This window comes from Isoptericola sp. Y541, assembly GCF_059445465.1.
In genome coordinates, this window is record NZ_JCAIUJ010000002.1 from 283674 (window position 1) to 302307 (window position 18634).

Genomic DNA, 18634 nt, shown 5'->3' on the forward strand with positions numbered 1-18634 from the left:
TGCGGACGCGCCGGTCTCCATCAATACCGCCGCGCGCCCCGCGCCGAATCACCCTGATCGCGTGAAGCCGTCACCGTGAGGACCCGCCCTCACGGGCGGAACTGCACCGCCTGACCGGCGAGGTCCAGCGCCCCCGCGGGGAGGATCCCGAGCAGCAGCACACCCACCGCGCACACGGCGATCGCGAACGCTGCCGGGCCCCGAGACCCGACCACCGTCACGACCGTGCGGGACACGAGCGTCCGCGTCGCGGCACCGGTGAGCGTGGCCGTGCCGGAGCCGGCCGCCGCGGACGTCGGGTCAGCACCTGCCTCCGCCGAGCCGGACGCGGAACCGGACGCGGAGCCGGACGACGCGGGGCCCGACGGCGCGGTCTCCTCCGCGGCGTCGGCAGGCGGCGTGAGCACCATGAGCACGATGACGCGCACGTAGAAGAAGACCGCCACCGCGGAGGCGAGCACGCCGAGCAGCGCGAGCGGCCACGCCCCCGCCTCGACCGCGGCGGAGAAGACCCCGAACTTGGCGACGAACCCGGCCGTGAGCGGGATGCCCGCCATGGACAGCAGGAACAGCGAGAAGGCGGCGGTGAGCCACGGGGCGCGCCGCCCCAGCCCGGCCCACTGCGCCAGCCGGGTGGCCTCGCCGAGCACGACGCCGTCGTCGGGCACCTCGCCGGTCGAGCCTGCGCCGTCCTGAGCCTGTCGATGGGTCGAGGCCCGCGTCTCGACAGGCTCGACCGGCGAGACCGTGCGCTCGCGCACCAGGGTGACCACCGCGAACGCGCCGACCGTGGCCAGGCCGTACGCGAGCAGGTAGAACAGCACGGCCTGCGAGCCGACCTCGTCCATCCCGACGAGCCCGACCACCAGGAACCCGGCGTGCGCGATCGAGGAGTAGGCGAGCATGCGCTTGATGTCGGTCTGCACGGCACCGGCGACGGTGCCGATCAGCATCGTGAGGATCGCGACGGCCCACAGCGCGACCTCGACGTCGTGCCGGATCTCGGGGTTCAGCCCGTTCGCCAGCGTGAACACCACGCGGACCAGCGCACCGATCGCGGCCGCCTTGGTGCAGGCCGCCATGAAGCCCGTGACGGGCGTGGGCGCGCCCTGGTACACGTCGGGGGTCCAGGCGTGGAACGGCGCGGCGCCGACCTTGAACAGCAGTCCGCTCAGCACCAGCAGCAGCCCGACCACGACCAGCGACGGCATGCTGCCCAGCGGCGAGACCGACGGGTCGGCCAGCACCGCGACCACGCCCTCCAGCCGCACCGTGCCCGCGAACCCGTAGACCAGCGCGATGCCGAAGACGAACAGGGCCGACGCGAAGGCGCCCAGCACGAAGTACTTGAACGCCGCTTCCTGGCTGAGCAGCCGCCGGCGTCGCGCCGTCGCGCAGAGCACGTACAGCGGCAGCGACAGCACCTCGAGCGCCACGAACATGACGATGAGGTCGTCCGTGGCGGGGAACAGGAGCATGCCGCCGGTGGCGAAGAGCAGCAGCGGGTAGACCTCGGTCTGCTCCAGCCCGGCCCGGCGGGTCTCGTCCTCATAGGCGGTGCCTGGCACCGCGGCGGCGGACGGGGCGAACGCGTCCTGCCCGGTGGTGGTGCGCTCCGCGACGACCAGCACGCCCAGCAGCGCGCAGATCGCGACCACGGCCTGCACGCCGAGCCCGAACGGCGTCAGCAGGTACGAGCCGCCGACCACGGACACCGCGCCGTCCTGCACGCGGTCCCACAGCAGCCCCACCGCGACGAGGGAGCCCGCGAGCGCCGCGAAGGTGAGCGTGATCTGCGTGGCGCGGCGCGCCCGGGCAGGCACGAAGGCCTCGAGCAGCACCCCCAGCACGCCCGCGGCCAGCACGATCAGCACCGGAGAGACGGCCGCCCAGTCGATGGGCGGGGCGACGAACTCGGTCACAGCAGGCTCCCCTCGGTGATGCTTCCGTCGGTCGAGCGTGCGTCGTCCTGAGCCTGTCGAAGGGTCGAGACCATCGCCCGGGTTTCGACGGGCCCAACCACCGGCGGCGGGTCGGTCTCGCCGACGAGCTCGACGGCGTTCTCCCCTGGCGCGCGCACGTAGTCGAGCACCGGGCCGGGCACGAGGCCGAGGACCAGCAGCGCGCCGACGAGCACGCCGGCGACGGTCTTCTCGCGGCCGTCGAGGTCGCGGGCGTCCGCGAGGTCCGGTGTGGTGGCGCCGGTGAACATGCGCTGGTAGGTGAGCAGCACGTACACGGCGGCCAGGACGACCGCGGGCACGGCCACGAGCACCGCCGCGGGCCACCGCGCGTACGAGCCGAGGAACACCATGATCTCGGAGACGAAGGTCGCCAGGCCGGGCAGGGACGCCGCGGACAGGCCCGCGACGAGGAAGGTGCCTCCCAGGATCGGCGCGACCCGGCGCAGCCCGCCGTAGTCGCCGATCAGCTGGCTCTGCCTCGGGTGCCGCGCGATCGCGAACCCGGCGATCAGGAACAGCGCCCCCGTGGAGATGCCGTGGTTGAGCATCATCAGGCCGGAGCCCGCGGTGCCGAGCGAGGTGAAGGTGAAGATGCCCAGGATGATGAAGCCGAAGTGCGACACCGACGTGTAGCCGATCAGGCGCAGCACGTCGCGCTGGCCGATCGCGAGGATCGCGCCGTAGAGGATCGAGACCACCGCCAGCACGATCACGACCGGCGCCGCCCACCGGCTGGCCTCCGGGAACAGCGGCAGGCACAGGGTGAGCATCCCGAAGGTGCCCACCTTGTCCAGCACGCAGATGAGCAGGGTCGACGTGCCGGGTGTGGCGTTCTGCGCGACGTCCGGCAGCCAGGTGTGCACGGGGAACATCGGCGCCTTGATCGCGAACGCCAGGAAGAAGGCGCAGAACATCAGCTTCTCGGCCGTCGGGTCGAGCGCGATGCCGGTGAGGTTCTCGGTGAGGAAGGTCTGCGGGCCCCGGTCGGCGACCGGCACCTGCAGGTAGAGCGCGATGACACCCACGAGCATGATCAGCCCGCCCGCGAGCGAGAAGAGCAGGAACTTCACCGCCGCGTACCGGCGCTGCGGCCCCTGGCCGAACCCGCCGATGAGGAAGTACGCCGGGATCAGCATGGCCTCGAACACCACGTAGAACAGGAACACGTCGCGGGCCGCGAAGACGGCCACCATGAACGCCTGGAGCACGAGGACGCAGGCGAGGTAGCGCCGCAGCCGCACGTGGTCGCCGCCCTGCTCGCGCCAGGCCGCGAGGATCACCAGGGGCACGAGGCCCACCGAGAGCGCCACCAGCAGCAGGCCCACGCCGTCGACGCCGAGGGCGTAGCTGGCGCCGAGCGCCGGGATCCAGTCGTGCGTCTCGGCGAGCTGGTGGGTGCCCGCCGCACCCGTGTCGAAGGCGGCGAACGCGCCGACCAGCAGCACGACCTCGACCAGCGCGCCGACCAGCGCGACCGTGCGCGCCGCGCCCGCGCCGAACCGCCCGCCCGTGATCGGGCCGGCGGCGGGCCGGCCGCGGCCGACCCCGGTGAGCGCCGTCGCCGCCGCGGCCACCAGTGGCCACACGATGAGGACCGTGAGCCAGGGGAACCCTGTGGACATCGTCATCCCTTTCCAGTCCTCAGATCGCCAGGAGCCAGACGACCAGCGCGACCACGCCGAGTCCGCCCAGCATCATCGCCGCGTACGTGCGCACGTAGCCGTTCTGCAGCCGGCGCAGCGCCGTGCCGACCCGGCCGATGCCGCCCGCCAGGCCCAACCAGCCGCCGTCGACCACCGCCCGGTCCGTGTACACGAGCGACCGGGTCAGGTACTGCCCGGGCCGCATGACCACCGCCTCGTTCAGGTCGTCCTGGTGCAGGTCCGCCCGGGCCGCGCGCACGAGGGCGGTCGCGCGCGGCGGCTCGACGGGCACCGCGGCCACGACGTACTGCCGGAACGCGAGGAACACGCCGAGGAGGACGAGCAGCAGCGTGAGCGTGACCAGCAGCCACACCGGCAGCACCGGCTCGTGGTGCTCGGCATGCCCCGTGACCGGCTCCAGCCAGGTGACGAAACGGTCGCCCGCGGCCAGCAGCCCGCCGAGGGCCACGGAGCCCACGGCCAGCACGATCATCGGCCAGGTCATGAGCCGCGGGGCCTCGTGCGGGTGCCGCACCGGCGCGTCGTCGTCGCCGGCCGCGTCGTCCGGTCGCCACCGACGCCGGCCCAGGAACGTCATGAAGAACAGCCGCGACATGTAGTACGCGGTGATCCCCGCGCCGAGCAGCGCGGTCAGGCCGAACACCCACGGTCGCCAGCCCTCGCCGACGAACGCCGCCTCGATGATCTTGTCCTTGGACCAGAAGCCGGAGAACGGTGGGACGCCCAGGATGGCGAGCCAGCCCAGGCCCATCGTGATCGCCGTGACCGGCAGCATCCGGGCCAGGCCGCCGAAGCGCCGCATGTTCACGTCGTCGTCCATCGCGTGCATCACCGACCCGGCCCCGAGGAACAGGCCCGCCTTGAAGAAGCCGTGGGTGAGCAGGTGGAAGATCGCGAACGCGTACCCGACCGGGCCGAGGCCCGCGGCGAGCATCATGTAGCCGATCTGGGACATGGTCGACGCCGCGAGCGCCTTCTTGATGTCGTCCTTCGCGGTACCGACGACGGCCCCGAACAGCAGGGTCAGCGCGCCGACGATCGCGATGACGAGCTGCGCGTCCGGCGCGGCCTCGAGCAGCGGGCCGGAGCGCACCAGCAGGTAGACACCGGCGGTCACCATGGTGGCCGCGTGGATGAGCGCGGAGACCGGCGTCGGGCCGGCCATCGCGTCCCCGAGCCACGCCTGCAGCGGGAGCTGCGCCGACTTGCCGCACGCCGCGAGCAGCAGCATCAGGCCGACGGCGGTCATCATGCCCTCGCCCGCGGCCGTCGCGCCCTCGCCCGCCGCGGGCAGCACGGCGGCGAAGTCGACCGAGCCGAACGTCGCGAGCAGGAGCATCATCGCGACGATGAGCCCCATGTCGCCCACGCGGTTCATGATGAACGCCTTCTTGCCCGCCACCGCGTTCTCGCGCCGGCCGTCCCAGAAGCCGATGAGCAGGAACGACGCCAGGCCCACGCCCTCCCAGCCGACGAAGAGCAGCAGGTAGGAGTTCGCGAGCACCAGCAGCAGCATCGCCGCCACGAACAGGTTGAGGTAGCCGAAGAACCGGCGCCGGTCCACGTCGTGGTCCATGTACGCCACGGAGTACACGTGGATGAGCGTGCCGACGAACGTCACGAGCATCACGAACGTCATCGACAGCGGGTCCACCTGGAACCCGAGGTCCACGTGCAGCGGCCCCGAGTCGATCCACGTGCCCACGGTGTGCACCCCGACCCGGTCGTCGGCGGGGGTGCCGAGCATGTCGAGCAGGATCACCAACCCGAGGACGAACGTCGCGGCGCTGGCGAGCACGCCCAGCCAGTGCCCCCACCGGTCGCTGCGCCGGCCGGCGAGCAGCAGCACGGCCGCGCCGATCATCGGGGTCGCGACCAGCCAGGGGGCGAGGGAGAGAGTCTGCATCATCGCGTCGTCGCCTCTCAGCTCTGCAACAGGTTGACGTCGTCGACCGAGGCCGACCGGCGGGAGCGGAAGATCGTGATGATGATTGCCAGCCCCACGACCACCTCGGCGGCCGCGACCACCATGACGAAGAAGGCGAGCACCTGGCCGGTGACGTCGCCGTGGATGCGGGCAAAGGTCACGAACGCGAGGTTGGTGGCGTTCAGCATGAGCTCCACGCCCATGAACACGACGATCGCGTTGCGGCGCAGCAGCACGGCCGTGGCCCCGATCGCGAACAGGATCGCGGCCAGCCCCAGGTAGTTGGTGATCTCCATCAGCGCGCCTCCCCTTCTTCGCTGGTTGAGCTTGTCGAAACCCGCGAGGTGGTCTCGACAGGCTCGACCGACGACGAGGTGGTCCCGACAGGCCCGGCCAGCGAGGAGCCGGCCTCGATCAGCGTCTCCTCCTCGGCGAGCACAGACGTGGCCGACCGCTCCTGCCCACGGATGCGCAGCACTCGCGGCACGGAATGCGGCAGGGGCGACCCGTCGGGGCCGAGCGCCGGGGTGTCCATCGCGTTGTTCTGCGCGTAGACGCCGGGGGCCGGCAGGGGCGTGAGGATGCTCCCCTGCCCGATGGCGGCGACCCGCGCGGCGGCGAGCACGCGCTGGGTGGGCCGCACGCTGAGGCGGCGGCGGTGCGTCAGGACCAGCCCGGCCAGCGCCGCGGTGACCAGCAGCACGCCGACCGCCTCCATCGCGAGCACGTAGTCGCCCAGCAGCACGCGGGCCAGCGCCACCGGGTTGGTGACGGCGTTGGCCCCCTCGAGCCCGACCGCGGGCGGGAACGCCGCCTGCGAGATCACGCCGAGCAGCACCACGCCCAGTCCGATGCCGAGCAGCAGTCCGATCCAGCGCTGCCCCCTGATGGACTCGGTGAGCGAGTCCGCGGCGTCCACCCCCACGAGCATCAGCACGAACAGGAAGAGCATCATCACCGCACCCGTGTACACGACCACCTGCACGACGCCGAGGAACGGCGCCTCCTGGGCCACGTAGAAGATGGCGAGCCCCACCATCACGAACATCACGCAGATCGCGGCGTGCACGGCCCGGCGGGCGAACAGCAGCCCGAGGGAAGCCAGCACGATCAGCGGCGCCAGGACCCAGAACAGCGCTGCCTCGCCGCCCGATGCGGTCACGACCGTCCCCCCGTCGGGTCGGGGGTCGGGAGCGTCGCGACGTGCCCGCCCTCGGCCGCCTGCTGCGTCGCGACGGCGGCCTTGGTAGCGCTGCCCCGCAGCTGGTGCCGACGCTGGGTGGGCGCCGGCGCGTCGCCCTCCACCACCTGCCCGGCGGCGGCGAGCGTCGGGTCGTCGGGCCGGTGCTCGCGCACCCACGCCACCTGCTCCGCGGTGGGCGCCGTGACCTCGCCGCGGTAGTACTCGGTGTCGGTGGTGCCCTCGGCCATCGGGTGCGGCGCGGCGAGCATGCCCTCGGCGAGCGGGGCGAGCAGGTCCTGCTTCTCGTAGATCATCCCGGCGCGGTCGGGGCCGGCCAGCTCGTAGTCGTTCGTCATCGTCAGCGCGCGGGTGGGGCACGCCTCGATGCACAGCCCGCAGAAGATGCAGCGCAGGTAGTTGATCTGGTAGACGCGGCCGTACCGCTCCCCGGGCGACATGTGCTCGCCGTCGGGCAGCTCGGCGTTGTCCGCGCCCTCCACGTAGATCGCGTCGGCCGGGCACGCCCACGCGCACAGCTCGCAGCCGATGCACTTCTCCAGTCCGTCCGCGTACCGGTTGAGCTGGTGTCGGCCGTGGTACCGGCGCTGCGGCGGCGTCTTGGTGCGCGGGTACTGCTCCGTCACCGTGGGCCGGAACATGGAGGAGAACGTCACGCCGAACCCGGCGACGGGCGCGAACAGCTCGCCGAGCGGGCCCTTGCTCGGGCCCAGCGGTTCGTACGGCTTGTCGGTCATCGCGTCTCCTCGGATCGGTCGACGGCGGCGTCGGGGGCGGCGGCGGCCTGCGGGACGTGCCGGCGTGCGCGGGGCGACGGCGGCAGCGACTGGCCGGGCAGCGGCGGCACGGGGTAGCCGGCAGCGAAGGCGTCGAACTCCCCGTCCCGAGCCGCTGTGGGCGCGAGATCGGGGGCTCTCGCCCCGCCCGCGGCCCCCGGTCTCGCGCCCACAGCACGTCGCTCGGGCCACAGCCACAGCAGGCCGATGACGAGCACGGCGACCACGACGACCCCGGTGATGAGCTGGGTACGGGTAACGCCCGCGAGCCCGAGGTACTGGAACACGCTGAGCACCACGACCCAGCCGAGCGCGACCGGGATCAGCACCTTCCAGCCGAAGGACATGAACTGGTCGTACCGCAGCCGCAGCAGCGTGCCGCGCACCCAGACGAACACGAACATGACCAGCCAGAGCTTGACCAGGAACCACAGCAGCGGCCACCAGCCCGCGTTGAACATGCCGTCGTTGATCGCGGACAGCGGCCACGGCGCCCGCCACCCGCCGAGGAACAGCGTGGTGGCCACGGCCGAGACGTTGAGCATGTTGATGTACTCCGCCAGGAAGAACCAGGCGAACTTCATCGAGCTGTACTCGGTCATGTACCCGGAGACCAGCTCGCCCTCGGCCTCCGGCAGGTCGAACGGCAGTCGGTTGGTCTCGCCGATCATCGAGATGACGTAGACCACGAACGCGGGCAGCAGCGGCAGGAACCACCAGACGCCCGCCTGCGACGCGACGATCTGCGACGTCGACATCGAGCCGGCCATGATGAACACGCTCACCAGCGACAGCCCCATCGCCAGCTCGTACGAGATCACCTGGGCGGTGGACCGCACCGCGCCGAGCAGCGGGTACGTGGAGCCGGAGGACCAGCCGCCCAGCACGATGCCGTACACGCCCATCGACGCGCAGGCCAGCACGTACAGCACCGCGACGGGGAAGTCGGTGAGCTGGGCGGGCGTCGTGAAGTCGGTGAACGGGATCGTCACCTCGGGGCCGAACGGGATGACGGCGAAGACCAGCAGCGCGCAGAATACCGAGATCATCGGCGCCAGCAGGTAGATCACCCTGTCGGCGCGGGTGACGTTGACGTCCTCCTTGAGCAGCAGCTTCATCGCGTCGGCAAGCGACTGGAGCAGGCCGAACGGGCCGTGCCAGTTGGGGCCGGGGCGCACCTGCATGCGCGCCACGACCTTGCGCTCGAACCAGATGGCGAAGAGCACGCTCGTCAGCAGGAAGACGACGATGAGCACGGCCTTGATCAGCGAGACCCACAGCCAGTCGTTGCTGAAGTCGGCGGGAACTCCCGGGATCATGCGGCTCCTCCGTCGTCGTCGCCGGTCGAGCCTGCGCCGTCCTGAGCCTGTCGAAGGGTCGAAACCTCGCCCGTGGTCTCGACGAGCTCAACCACCGGTCCGATGCGCACCAGGTCGCCGGGGGCGGCGCCGAGCGCGTCGTGCACGCGGCAGCCGCGCGAGGCGAGCGGCAGCCACACCACGTGGTCGACCATCTCCGTGATCGCGACGGGCACCGTGACCGCGCCGCGGTCGGTGGCGACGGTGACCCGGTCGCCGTCGTACACGTCGACGGCGGCGGCCGTGGCGGCCGACATCCGCGCGACCGGCCGCTTGGCCGTGCCGGCGAGGAACTGCTCGCCGTCCTGCAGCGCGCCGTCGTCGAGCAGCAGGTGCCAGCTCGCCAGGACGGCGGAGCCGGCCGGCACCTCCGGCGGCTCGACCGGCCCGCCCTCGGGCTCGGGGCCCCGCGGGCCCCGCCACGCGGGCAGGGCCGCGATCGCCCGGTGCGCCGCGAGCGGCGTCGCGGCGCCGAGGGAGACGCCGGCCTGCGCCGCGAGGGCGTCGAGCACGCGGTGGTCGGGCAGCGCGGCCGTCTCCAGCGCCGCACCGAACGACCGCACGCGGCCCTCCCAGTTCCAGTACGAACCGGCTCGCTCCGCGGGCGGGGCGACGGGGAGCACGACGTCGGCCAGCTCGGTCGCCTCGGTCCTGCGCACCTCCAGCGAGACGACGAACCCCGCGGCGGCGAGCGCGCGCCGGGCGTGCGCCGGGTCGGGCAGGTCGGCCAGCTCCACGCCGCCGATCAACGCGCCGCCGAGCTGTCCGACGGACAGGGCGTCGAGGATCTCCGCGGCGTCGCGGCCGGGTGCCTTCGGCAGCGTGTCGGAGGCGACCCCCCAGGCGGCGGCCACCTGGGCGCGCGCGCCCAGGTCGGACAAGGGGCGGCCGCCGGGCAGCAGGCCCGGCAGCAGGCCGGCCTCCACCCCGCCGCGCTCCCCCGCGCGGCGCGGGATCCACGCGAGGCGGGCGCCGGTGGTCTCGGCGAGCCGCAGCGCCGCGGCGTACGCGCCCGGCGACGACGCGAGCCGCTCGCCCACGAGGATCACCGCTCCGGGCTCCGCGAGCCCGTCGGCCACGCCGTCGAGGGTCGCCGCGTCGGTGTCCGCGGGCACGAGCCCGCCGCCGGCGCGGGTGGCGAGGATGCCGAGCCACTCGGCCTCCGTGCCGGGGGCCGCGGGCAGCAGGGTGCCGTCCAGCCGGGAGAGCCCCCGGCTGGCGAACGGGGCGACGGACCAGACCTTCGTCCCGTGGCTCCGCACGCCCTTGCGCAGCCGCAGGAACGTGACGCCGGCTTCTTCCTCGGCCTCGAGGCCCGCCAGCAGCACCGACGGGGCGGCCTCCAGGTCGGCGAACGTCACGCCGACGCCCGACCCGGCCACCGTGTGCCCGAGGAACGCCGTCTCCTCCGCCGAGCCCACGCGGGCGCGCTGGTCGACGTCGTCCGTGCCGAGCACCGTGCGCGCGAAGCGCGACCACGCGAAAGCGTCCTCGACCGTCAGCCGGCCGCCGGGCAGCACTCCCACGCCGCCGGCCGCGCGGGCCGCGGCCAGGCCCTCGGCCGCCAGCTCGAACGCCTCGACCCACGACGCGGGGCGCAGCTCGCCGCGCGAGAGCACCTCGCCGTCCTCGCCCAGCTCCCGGTCCCGCACCAACGGGGTGGTGAGCCGGTCCGGGGCCGACTGCCACGTGAAGGCGAAGCGGTCCTTGTCGGTGACCCACTCCTCGTTGACCGCCGGGTCCTCGCCCGACAGCCGGCGCAGCACCACGCCGCGCCGGTGGTCGACGCGGATCGCGGAGCCGCACGAGTCGTGCTCCGCGATCCCCGGCGTCGAGACGAGGTCGAAGGGCCGGGACCGGAAGCGGTAGGCCGCGCCCGTGAGCGCGCCCACCGGGCAGATCTGCACCGTGTTGCCGGAGTAGTACGACGCGAACGGCTGCCCGGTGGTCGCGCTCGTCGCGGCCCCGTGCGTGGCCTCGGCCGAGGCGGACGACGGCGGGGGGGCGAAGTCGAGCACCGTCTCGTCGAAGCGGCCGATCTGCTGGTCCGCGCCGCGCTCCTGGAGCGCGATGAACGCGTCGCCGGCGATCTCCTCGCTGAAGCGGGTGCAGCGCTGGCACAGCACGCAGCGCTCCCGGTCCAGCAGGATCTCGGTGGAGATGGCGATGGGCTTGGGGAAGGTGCGCTTGACGTCCTCGAACCGGGTCTCGGCCCGGCCGTTCGACATGGCCTGGTTCTGCAGCGGGCACTCGCCGCCCTTGTCGCACACCGGGCAGTCCAGCGGGTGGTTCATGAGCAGCAGCTCCATGACCCCCTGCTGTGCCTTGTCCGCGACGGCGGAGGTGCGCTGGGTCTTGACGACCATGCCGGGCGCGACCGTCATCGTGCACGAGGCCTGCGGCTTCGGCATGGGCCGCACGTTGCCCTCGCGGTCGGGCATGGCCACCTCGACGAGGCACTGGCGGCACGCGCCGGCGGGCTCCAGCAGCGGGTGGTCGCAGAACCGCGGGATCTGGATGCCCACCTGCTCGGCCGCGCGGATGATCAGCGTGCCCTTGGGCACGGTCACCTCGATCTCGTCGATCGTGATCGTCACGGTCTCGATCGGCTTCGCCACCTCGCCGCCGCCCGCGGTCGGCTTGTCCGTGGTCGCGGTCATCAGTGACCTCCCACACCGGCCGGGCCCGCCAGGGCCGGGGTCCGGTGATTCTTCGGGGTGTAGTCGAACAGGGCGCTGGCGCGCGGGTCGTACGGGCAACCGTGGCCGTCGATGTGCGCCTGGTACTCGTCGCGGAACAGCTGGACGCTCGAGGTGACGGGCGACGTGGCCCCGTCGCCGAGGGCGCAGAACGCGCGGCCGAGGATGTTGTCGCACAGGTCGAGCAGCAGGTCGATGTCCCGCTCCTCGCCGCGGCCCTCCTCGATGCGGTGCAGCACCTGCTTGAGCCAGTAGGTGCCCTCGCGGCAGGGCGTGCACTTGCCGCAGGACTCGTGCGCGTAGAAGTCGGTCCATCGGCTCACGGCGCGCACCACGCACGTGCTGTCGTCGAAGAGCTGCAGGGCGCGCGTGCCGAGCATCGACCCGGCAGCCCCGACCGACTCGTAGTCGAGCGGGGTGTCCAGGTGGTCGGCCGTGAACAGCGGGGTGGAGGACCCGCCCGGCGTCCAGAACTTCAGCTCGTGCCCCGCCCGCATCCCGCCCGCGAGGTCGAGCAGCTCGCGCAGCGTGATGCCGAGCGGCGCCTCGTACTGCCCCGGCCGGGTCACGTGCCCGGACAGGGAGAACAGGCCGTGGCCCTGCGACTTCTCGGTGCCCATGCCCGCGAACCAGTCCGCACCGCGGGCCACGATGCCCGGGACCGACGCGATCGACTCGACATTGTTCACCACCGTCGGCCGGGCGTACAGGCCCGCGACGGCGGGGAACGGCGGCTTGAGCCGCGGCTGCCCGCGCTTGCCCTCCAGGGAGTCGAGCAGCGCCGTCTCCTCGCCGCAGATGTACGCGCCCGCGCCGGCGTGCACCGTGACCTCGAGGTCGTAGCCCGTGCCCAGCACGTCCGGGCCCAGGTAGCCGGCGTCGTAGGCCTCCTGGACGGCGGCCAGCATGCGGCGGTACACGTGCAGCACCTCGCCGCGCACGTACACGAACGCGTGGTGGCAGCCGATGGCGTAGCTCGTGATCGCGATGCCCTCGACCAGGTGCTGCGGGCTCGCCATCATCAGCGGGATGTCCTTGCAGGTGCCCGGCTCCGACTCGTCCGCGTTCACCACGAGATAGCGCGGCCCGCCGTCCGGCGGGGGCAGGAAGCCCCACTTCATCCCGGTGGGGAAGCCCGCGCCGCCACGGCCCCGCAGTCCGGAGGCCTTGACGGTCTGCACGAGATCGCCGGGCTCCGTCGCCAGGGCCTTGCGCAGCCCCGCGTACCCGCCGGCAGCCTCGTACGCCGCGAGCGTCCACGACCGGTCGGCGTCCCACGTGTCCGTGAGCACGGGCATCAGGTCAGTCATCGCTGCCACCCTTCGGGTCCACGTCGTCCTCGGTCGTGGGCTTCCGCTCGGCCGACGACTGGTTCCCACCGGTCTCGGGCGGCACCTCGTTGGTCGAGCTTGTCGAAGCCGCCTGAGTGGTCTCGACAGGCTCGACCGGCGGGCCCTCTCCATCGACGGCTGCCGCAGCACGCGCGAGCCGAAGACCAGCCAGCGACGGCTCCCCCGCCCCCACGCCCTCGTCGGCGCGGCCGTCGGTGAACCCCGCGAGCACGCGGCTCATCTGCTTGAACGAGCACACGGAGGCCGCGCCGCGCGTGGGCGCCACGTCCTCCCCCAGCCGCAGCCGGTCCGCGAGCGCCGTCGCCGTGTCGGGGGTCTGGTTGTCGAAGAACTCCCAGTTGACCATCACGACGGGCGCGTAGTCGCAGGCCGCGTTGCACTCGACGCGCTCGAGGGTGATCGCGCCGTCCTCGGTGGTCTCGTCGTGCCCGACGCCGAGGTGGTCGCTCAGCTCGTCGAAGATGGCGTCGCCGCCCATGACGGCGCACAGCGTGTTGGTGCACACCCCGACGGTGTAGGTGCCGTTCGGGTGGCGCTTGTACTGGGTGTAGAAGGTCACGACGGCGCTCACCTCGGCGGGCGTGAGCTCGAGCTGCTCGGCGCAGAACAGGACGCCGTCGCGGCTGACGTGCCCGTCCACCGACTGCACCAGGTGGAGCATCGGCAGCAGGCCGGAGCGCGGGTCCGGGTAGCGCGCCTTGATCGTCTCCGCGTCGGCGTTCAGCGCCGCGAGCGTCTCGGGGGCGTAGCGGGTCGCGGAGCGCGCGCTCGTGGGTTCTGCCGTCATCGGTCGACCCCTCCCAGCACCGGGTCGAGGGACGCGACGGCCACGACGACGTCGGCCACCTGGCCGCCCTCGCACATGATCGACACGGCCTGCAGGTTGTTGAACGACGGGTCGCGGAAGTGCGCCCGGTATGGCTTGGTGCCACCGTCCGACACGGCGTGCACGCCGAGCTCGCCGCGCGGGTGCTCCACGGTCTGCCACACCTGCCCGGCGGGCACCCGGAAGCCCTCCGTGACGAGCTTGAAATGGTGGATCAGGGCCTCCATCGAGGTGCCCATGATCTGGCGGATGTGGTCCAGGGAGTTGCCCTGCCCGTCCGCGCCGACGGCGAGCTGCGCGGGCCACGCGATCTTCTTGTCCGCCACCATGACGGGCGCGCCGGCGGTGTCCTCGAGCCGGACCAGGCACTGCTCCACGATCCGCAGCGACTGGTAGCACTCCTCGAGCCGCAGCACGACGCGGGAGTAGCAGTCCGCGTCGGTCGACGTCGGCACGTCGAAGTCGTACGTCTCGTAACCGGAGTAGGGGAAGGCCTTGCGCACGTCGTACGGCAGGCCGGTGGAGCGCAGCACGGGTCCGGTGATGCCCAGGGCCATGCACCCCGCGAGGTTGAGCACCCCGACGTCGGTGAGCCGCGCCTTGAAGATCGGGTTGGCGAGCATGAGGTCGCCCAGCTGGCCGAGGTAGTGCCGCACCTTCGGCAGCGCCGCGCGCACCTGGTCCTCGAACCCGTCGGGGGTGTCCTGCGCGACGCCGCCGGGCCGCACGTAGGCGTGGTTCATGCGCAGCCCGGTCACGGCCTCGAAGAGCCGCAGGATCTCCTCGCGGGCCGTGAAGCCGATCGTCATCACCGTCGTCGCGCCCATCTCGTTGCCGCCCGTGCCGAGGCACACGAGATGGGAGGCGACCCGGTTGAGCTCCATCATCAGCACCCGGATGATCGACGCCCGCTCGGGCACGTCGTCCGTGACCCCCAGCAGCTTCTCCGTCGCGAGGCAGAAGGCCGTCTCCTGGAACAGCGGCGCCAGGTAGTCCATGCGGGTGCAGAACGTGGTGCCCTGCGTCCAGGTGCGGAACTCCATGTTCTTCTCGATGCCGGTGTGCAGGTAGCCGATGCCGCACCGGGCCTCGGTGACCGTCTCGCCGTCGATCTCGAGCATGAGTCGCAGCACCCCGTGCGTGGACGGGTGCTGCGGGCCCATGTTGACGACGATCCGCTCCTCGCCGATGGCCTCGCGGGCGATCTCGTCCCAGTCGCCGCCGGACGCCTCGAAACCCGGGATGCCGGGGTCGAAGTCGTCGGTGGGCGGGCGGGTGGCGCGCGGCGCTCCTGTGGTTGTCACGAGTACTGCCTCCTCGTGTCCGGCGGCGGCACCGTGGCGCCCTTGTACTCCACGGGGATGCCGCCGAGCGGGTAGTCCTTGCGCTGTGGGTGCCCCGGCCAGTCGTCCGGCATCTCGATGCGCGCCAGGCCGGGGTGGTCGTCGAACACGATCCCGAAGAAGTCCCACGTCTCGCGCTCGTGCCAGTCGTTCGTGGGGTACACGGAAGTCGTCGACGGGACGTGCGGGTCGGCGTCGGGCACCGCGACCTCCAGCCGGACCTGGCGGCCGTGGGTCACGGACGTGAGGTGGTAGACGGCGTGCAGCTCGCGGCCCGTGTCGTGCGGGTAGTGCACCCCCGAGACGCCGAGGCCGAGCTCGAAGCGCAGGTCCTGGTCGTCGCGCAGCGCCTCGCAGACGGCGAGGAGGTGCTCGCGCGCCACGTGCAGCGTGAGCTCGGCGCGGGCGCTGGGCGGGTCGGTCTGCGGGTCCACGACGACCCGCTCGATCGCGTGCTCGAACGCGACGCCCGCCTCCGCCAGCACCTCGGCGAGCACGTCCACGGCCTCGTCGAACCAACCGCCGTACGGGCGGGTCGCGGAGCCCGGCAGCGCCACCGGCTGGACCAGGCCGCCGTAGCCGGACGTGTCGCCCGAACCCTCCACGCCGAACATGCCGCGGCGCACCTCGATCACCTCCGGGGCACCGCCGGTTGAGCTTGTCGAAATCCTGCCCGTGGTCTCGACAGGCTCGACCGACGAACCCGTGGTCTCGACAGGCTCGATCGACGAGGCGTTCTCGTCGCTCATCGCAGCAGCCCCTTGAGCTCGAAGGTCGGCGTCGCCTCGAGCGCCGCTGCCTCGGCCGCGGCCGCCGCATCCTTGCGGTTGACCCCCAGCGGGGAGTCCTGGATCTGCTGGTGCAGCGCGAGGATCGCGTTGATCAGCATCTCGGGTCGCGGCGGGCAGCCCGGCAGGTAGATGTCGACGGGCAGGATGTGGTCGACGCCCTGCACGATCGCGTAGTTGTTGAACATGCCGCCGCTGGAAGCGCAGACGCCCATGGACAGCACCCACTTGGGCTCGGTCATCTGGTCGTAGACCTGTCGCACGACGGGCGCCATCTTCTGGCTCACCCGGCCCGCGACGATCATGAGGTCCGCCTGCCGCGGCGACGCGCGGAACACCTCCATGCCGAACCGCGACAGGTCGAACCGCGACGCGCCGGCCGCCATCATCTCGATGGCGCAGCACGCCAGGCCGAACGTCACCGGCCACACCGACGCCTTGCGCAGGTAGCCCGCCAGGTCCTCGATCGTCGTCAGCAGGAATCCTGACGGCGCCTCCTCCAGGCCCATGTTCCCTCCCCTCCGTGAGCGTCGGTGCCGGTCCTGCCGGCACCGTTGCCGTCCGTCTTGCCGTGTCGTGCTGATTCGTGCTGGGTCGTGCCGTGCTTCTCGTGCTGTCGCTGCCGCCCGGGTCAGACCCAGGTGAGGCCCCCGCGCCGCCACTCGTAGACGAAGGGGACGGTGATGAGCGCGAGGAACGCGAGCATCGCGACCAGGCCGAAGCCGGCGAGCGCCGCGAAGTCCACCGCCCACGGGTAGAGGAAGACCACCTCGATGTCGAAGACGATGAACGTCATCGCGACCAGGTAGTACTTCACGGGCAGCCGGCCGCCGCCCACCGCGTGCGGCGTCGGCTCGATGCCGCACTCGTAGGCATCGAGCTTGGCGCGGTTGTACCGCTTGGGGCCGATGACGGCGCTCGCCGCCACCCCGCCCAACGCCAGCACCGCGGCCACCCCCATGAGCATGAGGACCGGGATGTACGGGTTCGTCATCGCGGCCCCTCCGTCCGCGCCCCCGGCGTACGTGCCGGCGGCCAGATCCGCCCGTCGACCACCTGCATCTCGACCACTCCCTTGTGCTCTTCTGCGCTCATGCCGCCGGGACCACCCTGGTGAGCCCCGCGATGACCCGGTCCACCCAGTCACCGCCGCGCGGCTCGTAGCAGTCGGACAGCAGCTTGAGCACGAACCGCATGACCACCGGCCTCGGCAGCCCGTACCTGACGCACGTCCGCATCACCTGCGGGTGCTCGATGAGCCGCACGAACCAGCGGCCCAGCGTGTAGTAGCCGCCCAGCTCCGCGCGCATCCGGTCCGCGTAGGTCGCGAGCGTGCGCTCGCGTGCGTCGTCGGTGGTGCGGGTGCGCGCCTGCGTGATCGCGTCGGCCGCGACCCGGCCGGCCTGCAGTGCGTAGGCGATCCCCTCGCCGTTGAACGGGCTGACCATCCCGGCGGAGTCGCCGACCAGCACCGCGCCGCCCGCGTAGAGCGGGCTGCGGTTGAACCCCATCGGCAGCGCGGCGCCGCGGACCGGGCCCACCCGGTTCTCGGCGGTGAAGCCCCACTCCTCGGGGGTGTTCCGCACCCAGGTGTCCAGCAGGGCGCGGTAGTCGTGCCCGACGGCGGACTGGCGTGCGGGCGTGGAGCTCACGGCGCCCAGGCCCACGTTGGCCGTGCCGTCGCCGAGGGCGAAGATCCAGCCGTAGCCGGGCAGCAGGTTCGATGCCCCGGGGGCGCCGTCCCACAGCTCGAGGTGCGACTCCATCCACGGGTCCTCGTGCCGCGCCGTGACCCCGGCCGACGACTCGGTGCGGAAGTAGGTGCGCACGGCGGTGCCGAGCGGCCGGTCGTCACGACGTGTGATGCCGAGCCCGGTCGCGAACCGGGAGGAGACGCCGTCCGCCGCCACGACGACGGGCGCGCGGTAGACCGTCTCCGCGCCGTCAGCCCGGCCGCGGGCGTCGAGGGGCTGGGCGCGGACGCCCACCACCCGGCCGTCCCGCTCGTCGAGCAGCGGGCCCGCGACCTTGGTGCGCTCGAGCAGCTTGGCGCCGCTGGCCTGCGCGTGCTGCGCGAGACGGTGGTCGAGCGACATGCGGGCGCGGGCCATGCCGTAGCCGGGGTAGCTGGTGAGGTCGGGCCAGGGCAGCTCCCACGACCGGGCACCGGCGACGACGCGCAGGCCCTCGTTGCGGATCCAGCCGTCCTCGGCCTGCGTGCCGAGGCCCATGCGGGCCAGCTCGGCGACGGCGCGGGGCGTGAGCCCGTCGCCGCAGACCTTGTCGCGGGGGAAGGACGCCTTGTCGAGCAGGAGCACGTCGAGGCCCGCCGAGGCGCACCAGTGCGCCGTGGACGTACCGGCCGGGCCGGCGCCCACGACGATGACGTCGGCGTCGTCACGACGACCTACGCGCACGTGCTCACCTCGATCCCTCGAGTGCCCCGGCGACGATGCCGGATTCGATTTGTGAACCCAATCACAACTCCTGCCAGCACTCTAGTCACGTTGTGGCAGCGCTGTGTAGGAAGGCTTGCCTTCCTTGCTGCCGTCGGCCCCGGCCAGGCCGCCGCACGACCGCTCCGCGTCGCGTCGCCGCAGGTCCGGTGGGTGGACACCCGCGCATGTCGCGAGGTGCGGGGCCGCCCGGGTGTGCCTACGGTCGTGCCCCACGACCACGCCCGCGACCACGCCGGCTCGACCGAGCACGTTCGGCCGCCAGCTCGACCGCGGCTGG

General features: G+C 72.5%; 15 protein-coding genes. All 15 read right to left on the reverse strand.

Features of this window, described 5'->3' with window-relative positions; genetic code table 11:
* Positions 1-89: 89 nt before the first annotated feature.
* A complete protein-coding gene (gene nuoN, locus AC1C2V_RS06085) occupies positions 90-1922 on the reverse strand; it encodes an NADH-quinone oxidoreductase subunit NuoN (protein ID WP_495388686.1) in 1833 nt (610 codons plus the stop codon).
* Complete coding sequence (locus tag AC1C2V_RS06090) at positions 1919-3586, reverse strand: NADH-quinone oxidoreductase subunit M (protein ID WP_495388687.1); 1668 nt, start codon at positions 3584-3586, stop codon at positions 1919-1921. The genes nuoN and AC1C2V_RS06090 overlap by 4 nt, the downstream gene beginning before the upstream one ends.
* 19 nt (positions 3587-3605) lie before the next feature.
* On the reverse strand, positions 3606-5534 hold the full coding sequence (gene nuoL / locus AC1C2V_RS06095) for an NADH-quinone oxidoreductase subunit L (RefSeq protein ID WP_495389129.1): 1929 nt from the start codon (positions 5532-5534) through the stop codon (positions 3606-3608).
* Between the two features lie 17 nt (positions 5535-5551).
* Positions 5552-5851: an NADH-quinone oxidoreductase subunit NuoK gene (gene nuoK, locus AC1C2V_RS06100; RefSeq protein WP_495388688.1), complete on the reverse strand. Its 300-nt coding sequence runs from the start codon at positions 5849-5851 to the stop codon at positions 5552-5554.
* The gene (locus AC1C2V_RS06105; RefSeq protein WP_495388689.1) at positions 5851-6717 is read right to left on the reverse strand and encodes an NADH-quinone oxidoreductase subunit J; all 867 of its coding nucleotides are present in this window, start codon (positions 6715-6717) and stop codon (positions 5851-5853) included. Before AC1C2V_RS06105 ends, nuoK begins: the two co-directional genes overlap by 1 nt.
* Positions 6714-7493 (reverse strand): NADH-quinone oxidoreductase subunit NuoI, encoded by a 780-nt coding sequence (gene nuoI / locus AC1C2V_RS06110; protein WP_495388690.1) that lies wholly within the window; start codon positions 7491-7493, stop codon positions 6714-6716. The genes AC1C2V_RS06105 and nuoI overlap by 4 nt, the downstream gene beginning before the upstream one ends.
* Positions 7490-8851 (reverse strand): NADH-quinone oxidoreductase subunit NuoH, encoded by a 1362-nt coding sequence (gene nuoH, locus AC1C2V_RS06115; protein ID WP_495388691.1) that lies wholly within the window; start codon positions 8849-8851, stop codon positions 7490-7492. The genes nuoI and nuoH overlap by 4 nt, the downstream gene beginning before the upstream one ends.
* Positions 8848-11550 (reverse strand): NADH-quinone oxidoreductase subunit G, encoded by a 2703-nt coding sequence (locus tag AC1C2V_RS06120; RefSeq protein WP_495388692.1) that lies wholly within the window; start codon positions 11548-11550, stop codon positions 8848-8850. Before AC1C2V_RS06120 ends, nuoH begins: the two co-directional genes overlap by 4 nt.
* Complete coding sequence (gene nuoF / locus AC1C2V_RS06125) at positions 11550-12899, reverse strand: NADH-quinone oxidoreductase subunit NuoF (RefSeq protein ID WP_495388693.1); 1350 nt, start codon at positions 12897-12899, stop codon at positions 11550-11552. Before nuoF ends, AC1C2V_RS06120 begins: the two co-directional genes overlap by 1 nt.
* On the reverse strand, positions 12892-13728 hold the full coding sequence (gene nuoE / locus AC1C2V_RS06130; protein WP_495388694.1) for an NADH-quinone oxidoreductase subunit NuoE: 837 nt from the start codon (positions 13726-13728) through the stop codon (positions 12892-12894). The genes nuoF and nuoE overlap by 8 nt, the downstream gene beginning before the upstream one ends.
* Complete coding sequence (locus AC1C2V_RS06135; protein ID WP_495388695.1) at positions 13725-15071, reverse strand: NADH-quinone oxidoreductase subunit D; 1347 nt, start codon at positions 15069-15071, stop codon at positions 13725-13727. The genes nuoE and AC1C2V_RS06135 overlap by 4 nt, the downstream gene beginning before the upstream one ends.
* On the reverse strand, positions 15068-15859 hold the full coding sequence (locus tag AC1C2V_RS06140; RefSeq protein WP_495388696.1) for an NADH-quinone oxidoreductase subunit C: 792 nt from the start codon (positions 15857-15859) through the stop codon (positions 15068-15070). Before AC1C2V_RS06140 ends, AC1C2V_RS06135 begins: the two co-directional genes overlap by 4 nt.
* The gene (locus AC1C2V_RS06145; protein ID WP_495388697.1) at positions 15856-16407 is read right to left on the reverse strand and encodes a NuoB/complex I 20 kDa subunit family protein; all 552 of its coding nucleotides are present in this window, start codon (positions 16405-16407) and stop codon (positions 15856-15858) included. Before AC1C2V_RS06145 ends, AC1C2V_RS06140 begins: the two co-directional genes overlap by 4 nt.
* Before the next feature lie 122 nt (positions 16408-16529).
* Entirely contained in the window at positions 16530-16892 is a 363-nt protein-coding gene (locus tag AC1C2V_RS06150) for an NADH-quinone oxidoreductase subunit A (RefSeq protein ID WP_495388698.1), read from the reverse strand.
* A 97-nt stretch (positions 16893-16989) separates the two neighbouring features.
* Positions 16990-18315, reverse strand: a complete 1326-nt coding sequence (locus AC1C2V_RS06155) for a geranylgeranyl reductase family protein (RefSeq protein ID WP_495388699.1) — start codon at positions 18313-18315, stop codon at positions 16990-16992.
* Positions 18316-18634 lie beyond the last annotated feature (319 nt).

Bases quoted from the DNA above. Each gene is read 5' to 3' on its own strand.
- AC1C2V_RS06090 (WP_495388687.1), bottom strand. From the start codon at position 3,586: ATGTCCACAGGGTTCCCCTGGCTCACGGTCCTCATCGTGTGGCCACTG.
- nuoL (WP_495389129.1), bottom strand. From the start codon at position 5,534: ATGCAGACTCTCTCCCTCGCCCCCTGGCTGGTCGCGACCCCGATGATC.
- nuoK (WP_495388688.1), bottom strand. From the start codon at position 5,851: ATGGAGATCACCAACTACCTGGGGCTGGCCGCGATCCTGTTCGCGATC.
- nuoI (WP_495388690.1), bottom strand. From the start codon at position 7,493: ATGACCGACAAGCCGTACGAACCGCTGGGCCCGAGCAAGGGCCCGCTC.
- nuoH (WP_495388691.1), bottom strand. From the start codon at position 8,851: ATGATCCCGGGAGTTCCCGCCGACTTCAGCAACGACTGGCTGTGGGTC.
- AC1C2V_RS06120 (WP_495388692.1), bottom strand. From the start codon at position 11,550: ATGACCGCGACCACGGACAAGCCGACCGCGGGCGGCGGCGAGGTGGCG.
- nuoF (WP_495388693.1), bottom strand. From the start codon at position 12,899: ATGACTGACCTGATGCCCGTGCTCACGGACACGTGGGACGCCGACCGG.
- nuoE (WP_495388694.1), bottom strand. From the start codon at position 13,728: ATGACGGCAGAACCCACGAGCGCGCGCTCCGCGACCCGCTACGCCCCC.
- AC1C2V_RS06140 (WP_495388696.1), bottom strand. From the start codon at position 15,859: ATGAGCGACGAGAACGCCTCGTCGATCGAGCCTGTCGAGACCACGGGT.
- AC1C2V_RS06145 (WP_495388697.1), bottom strand. From the start codon at position 16,407: ATGGGCCTGGAGGAGGCGCCGTCAGGATTCCTGCTGACGACGATCGAG.
- AC1C2V_RS06150 (WP_495388698.1), bottom strand. From the start codon at position 16,892: ATGACGAACCCGTACATCCCGGTCCTCATGCTCATGGGGGTGGCCGCG.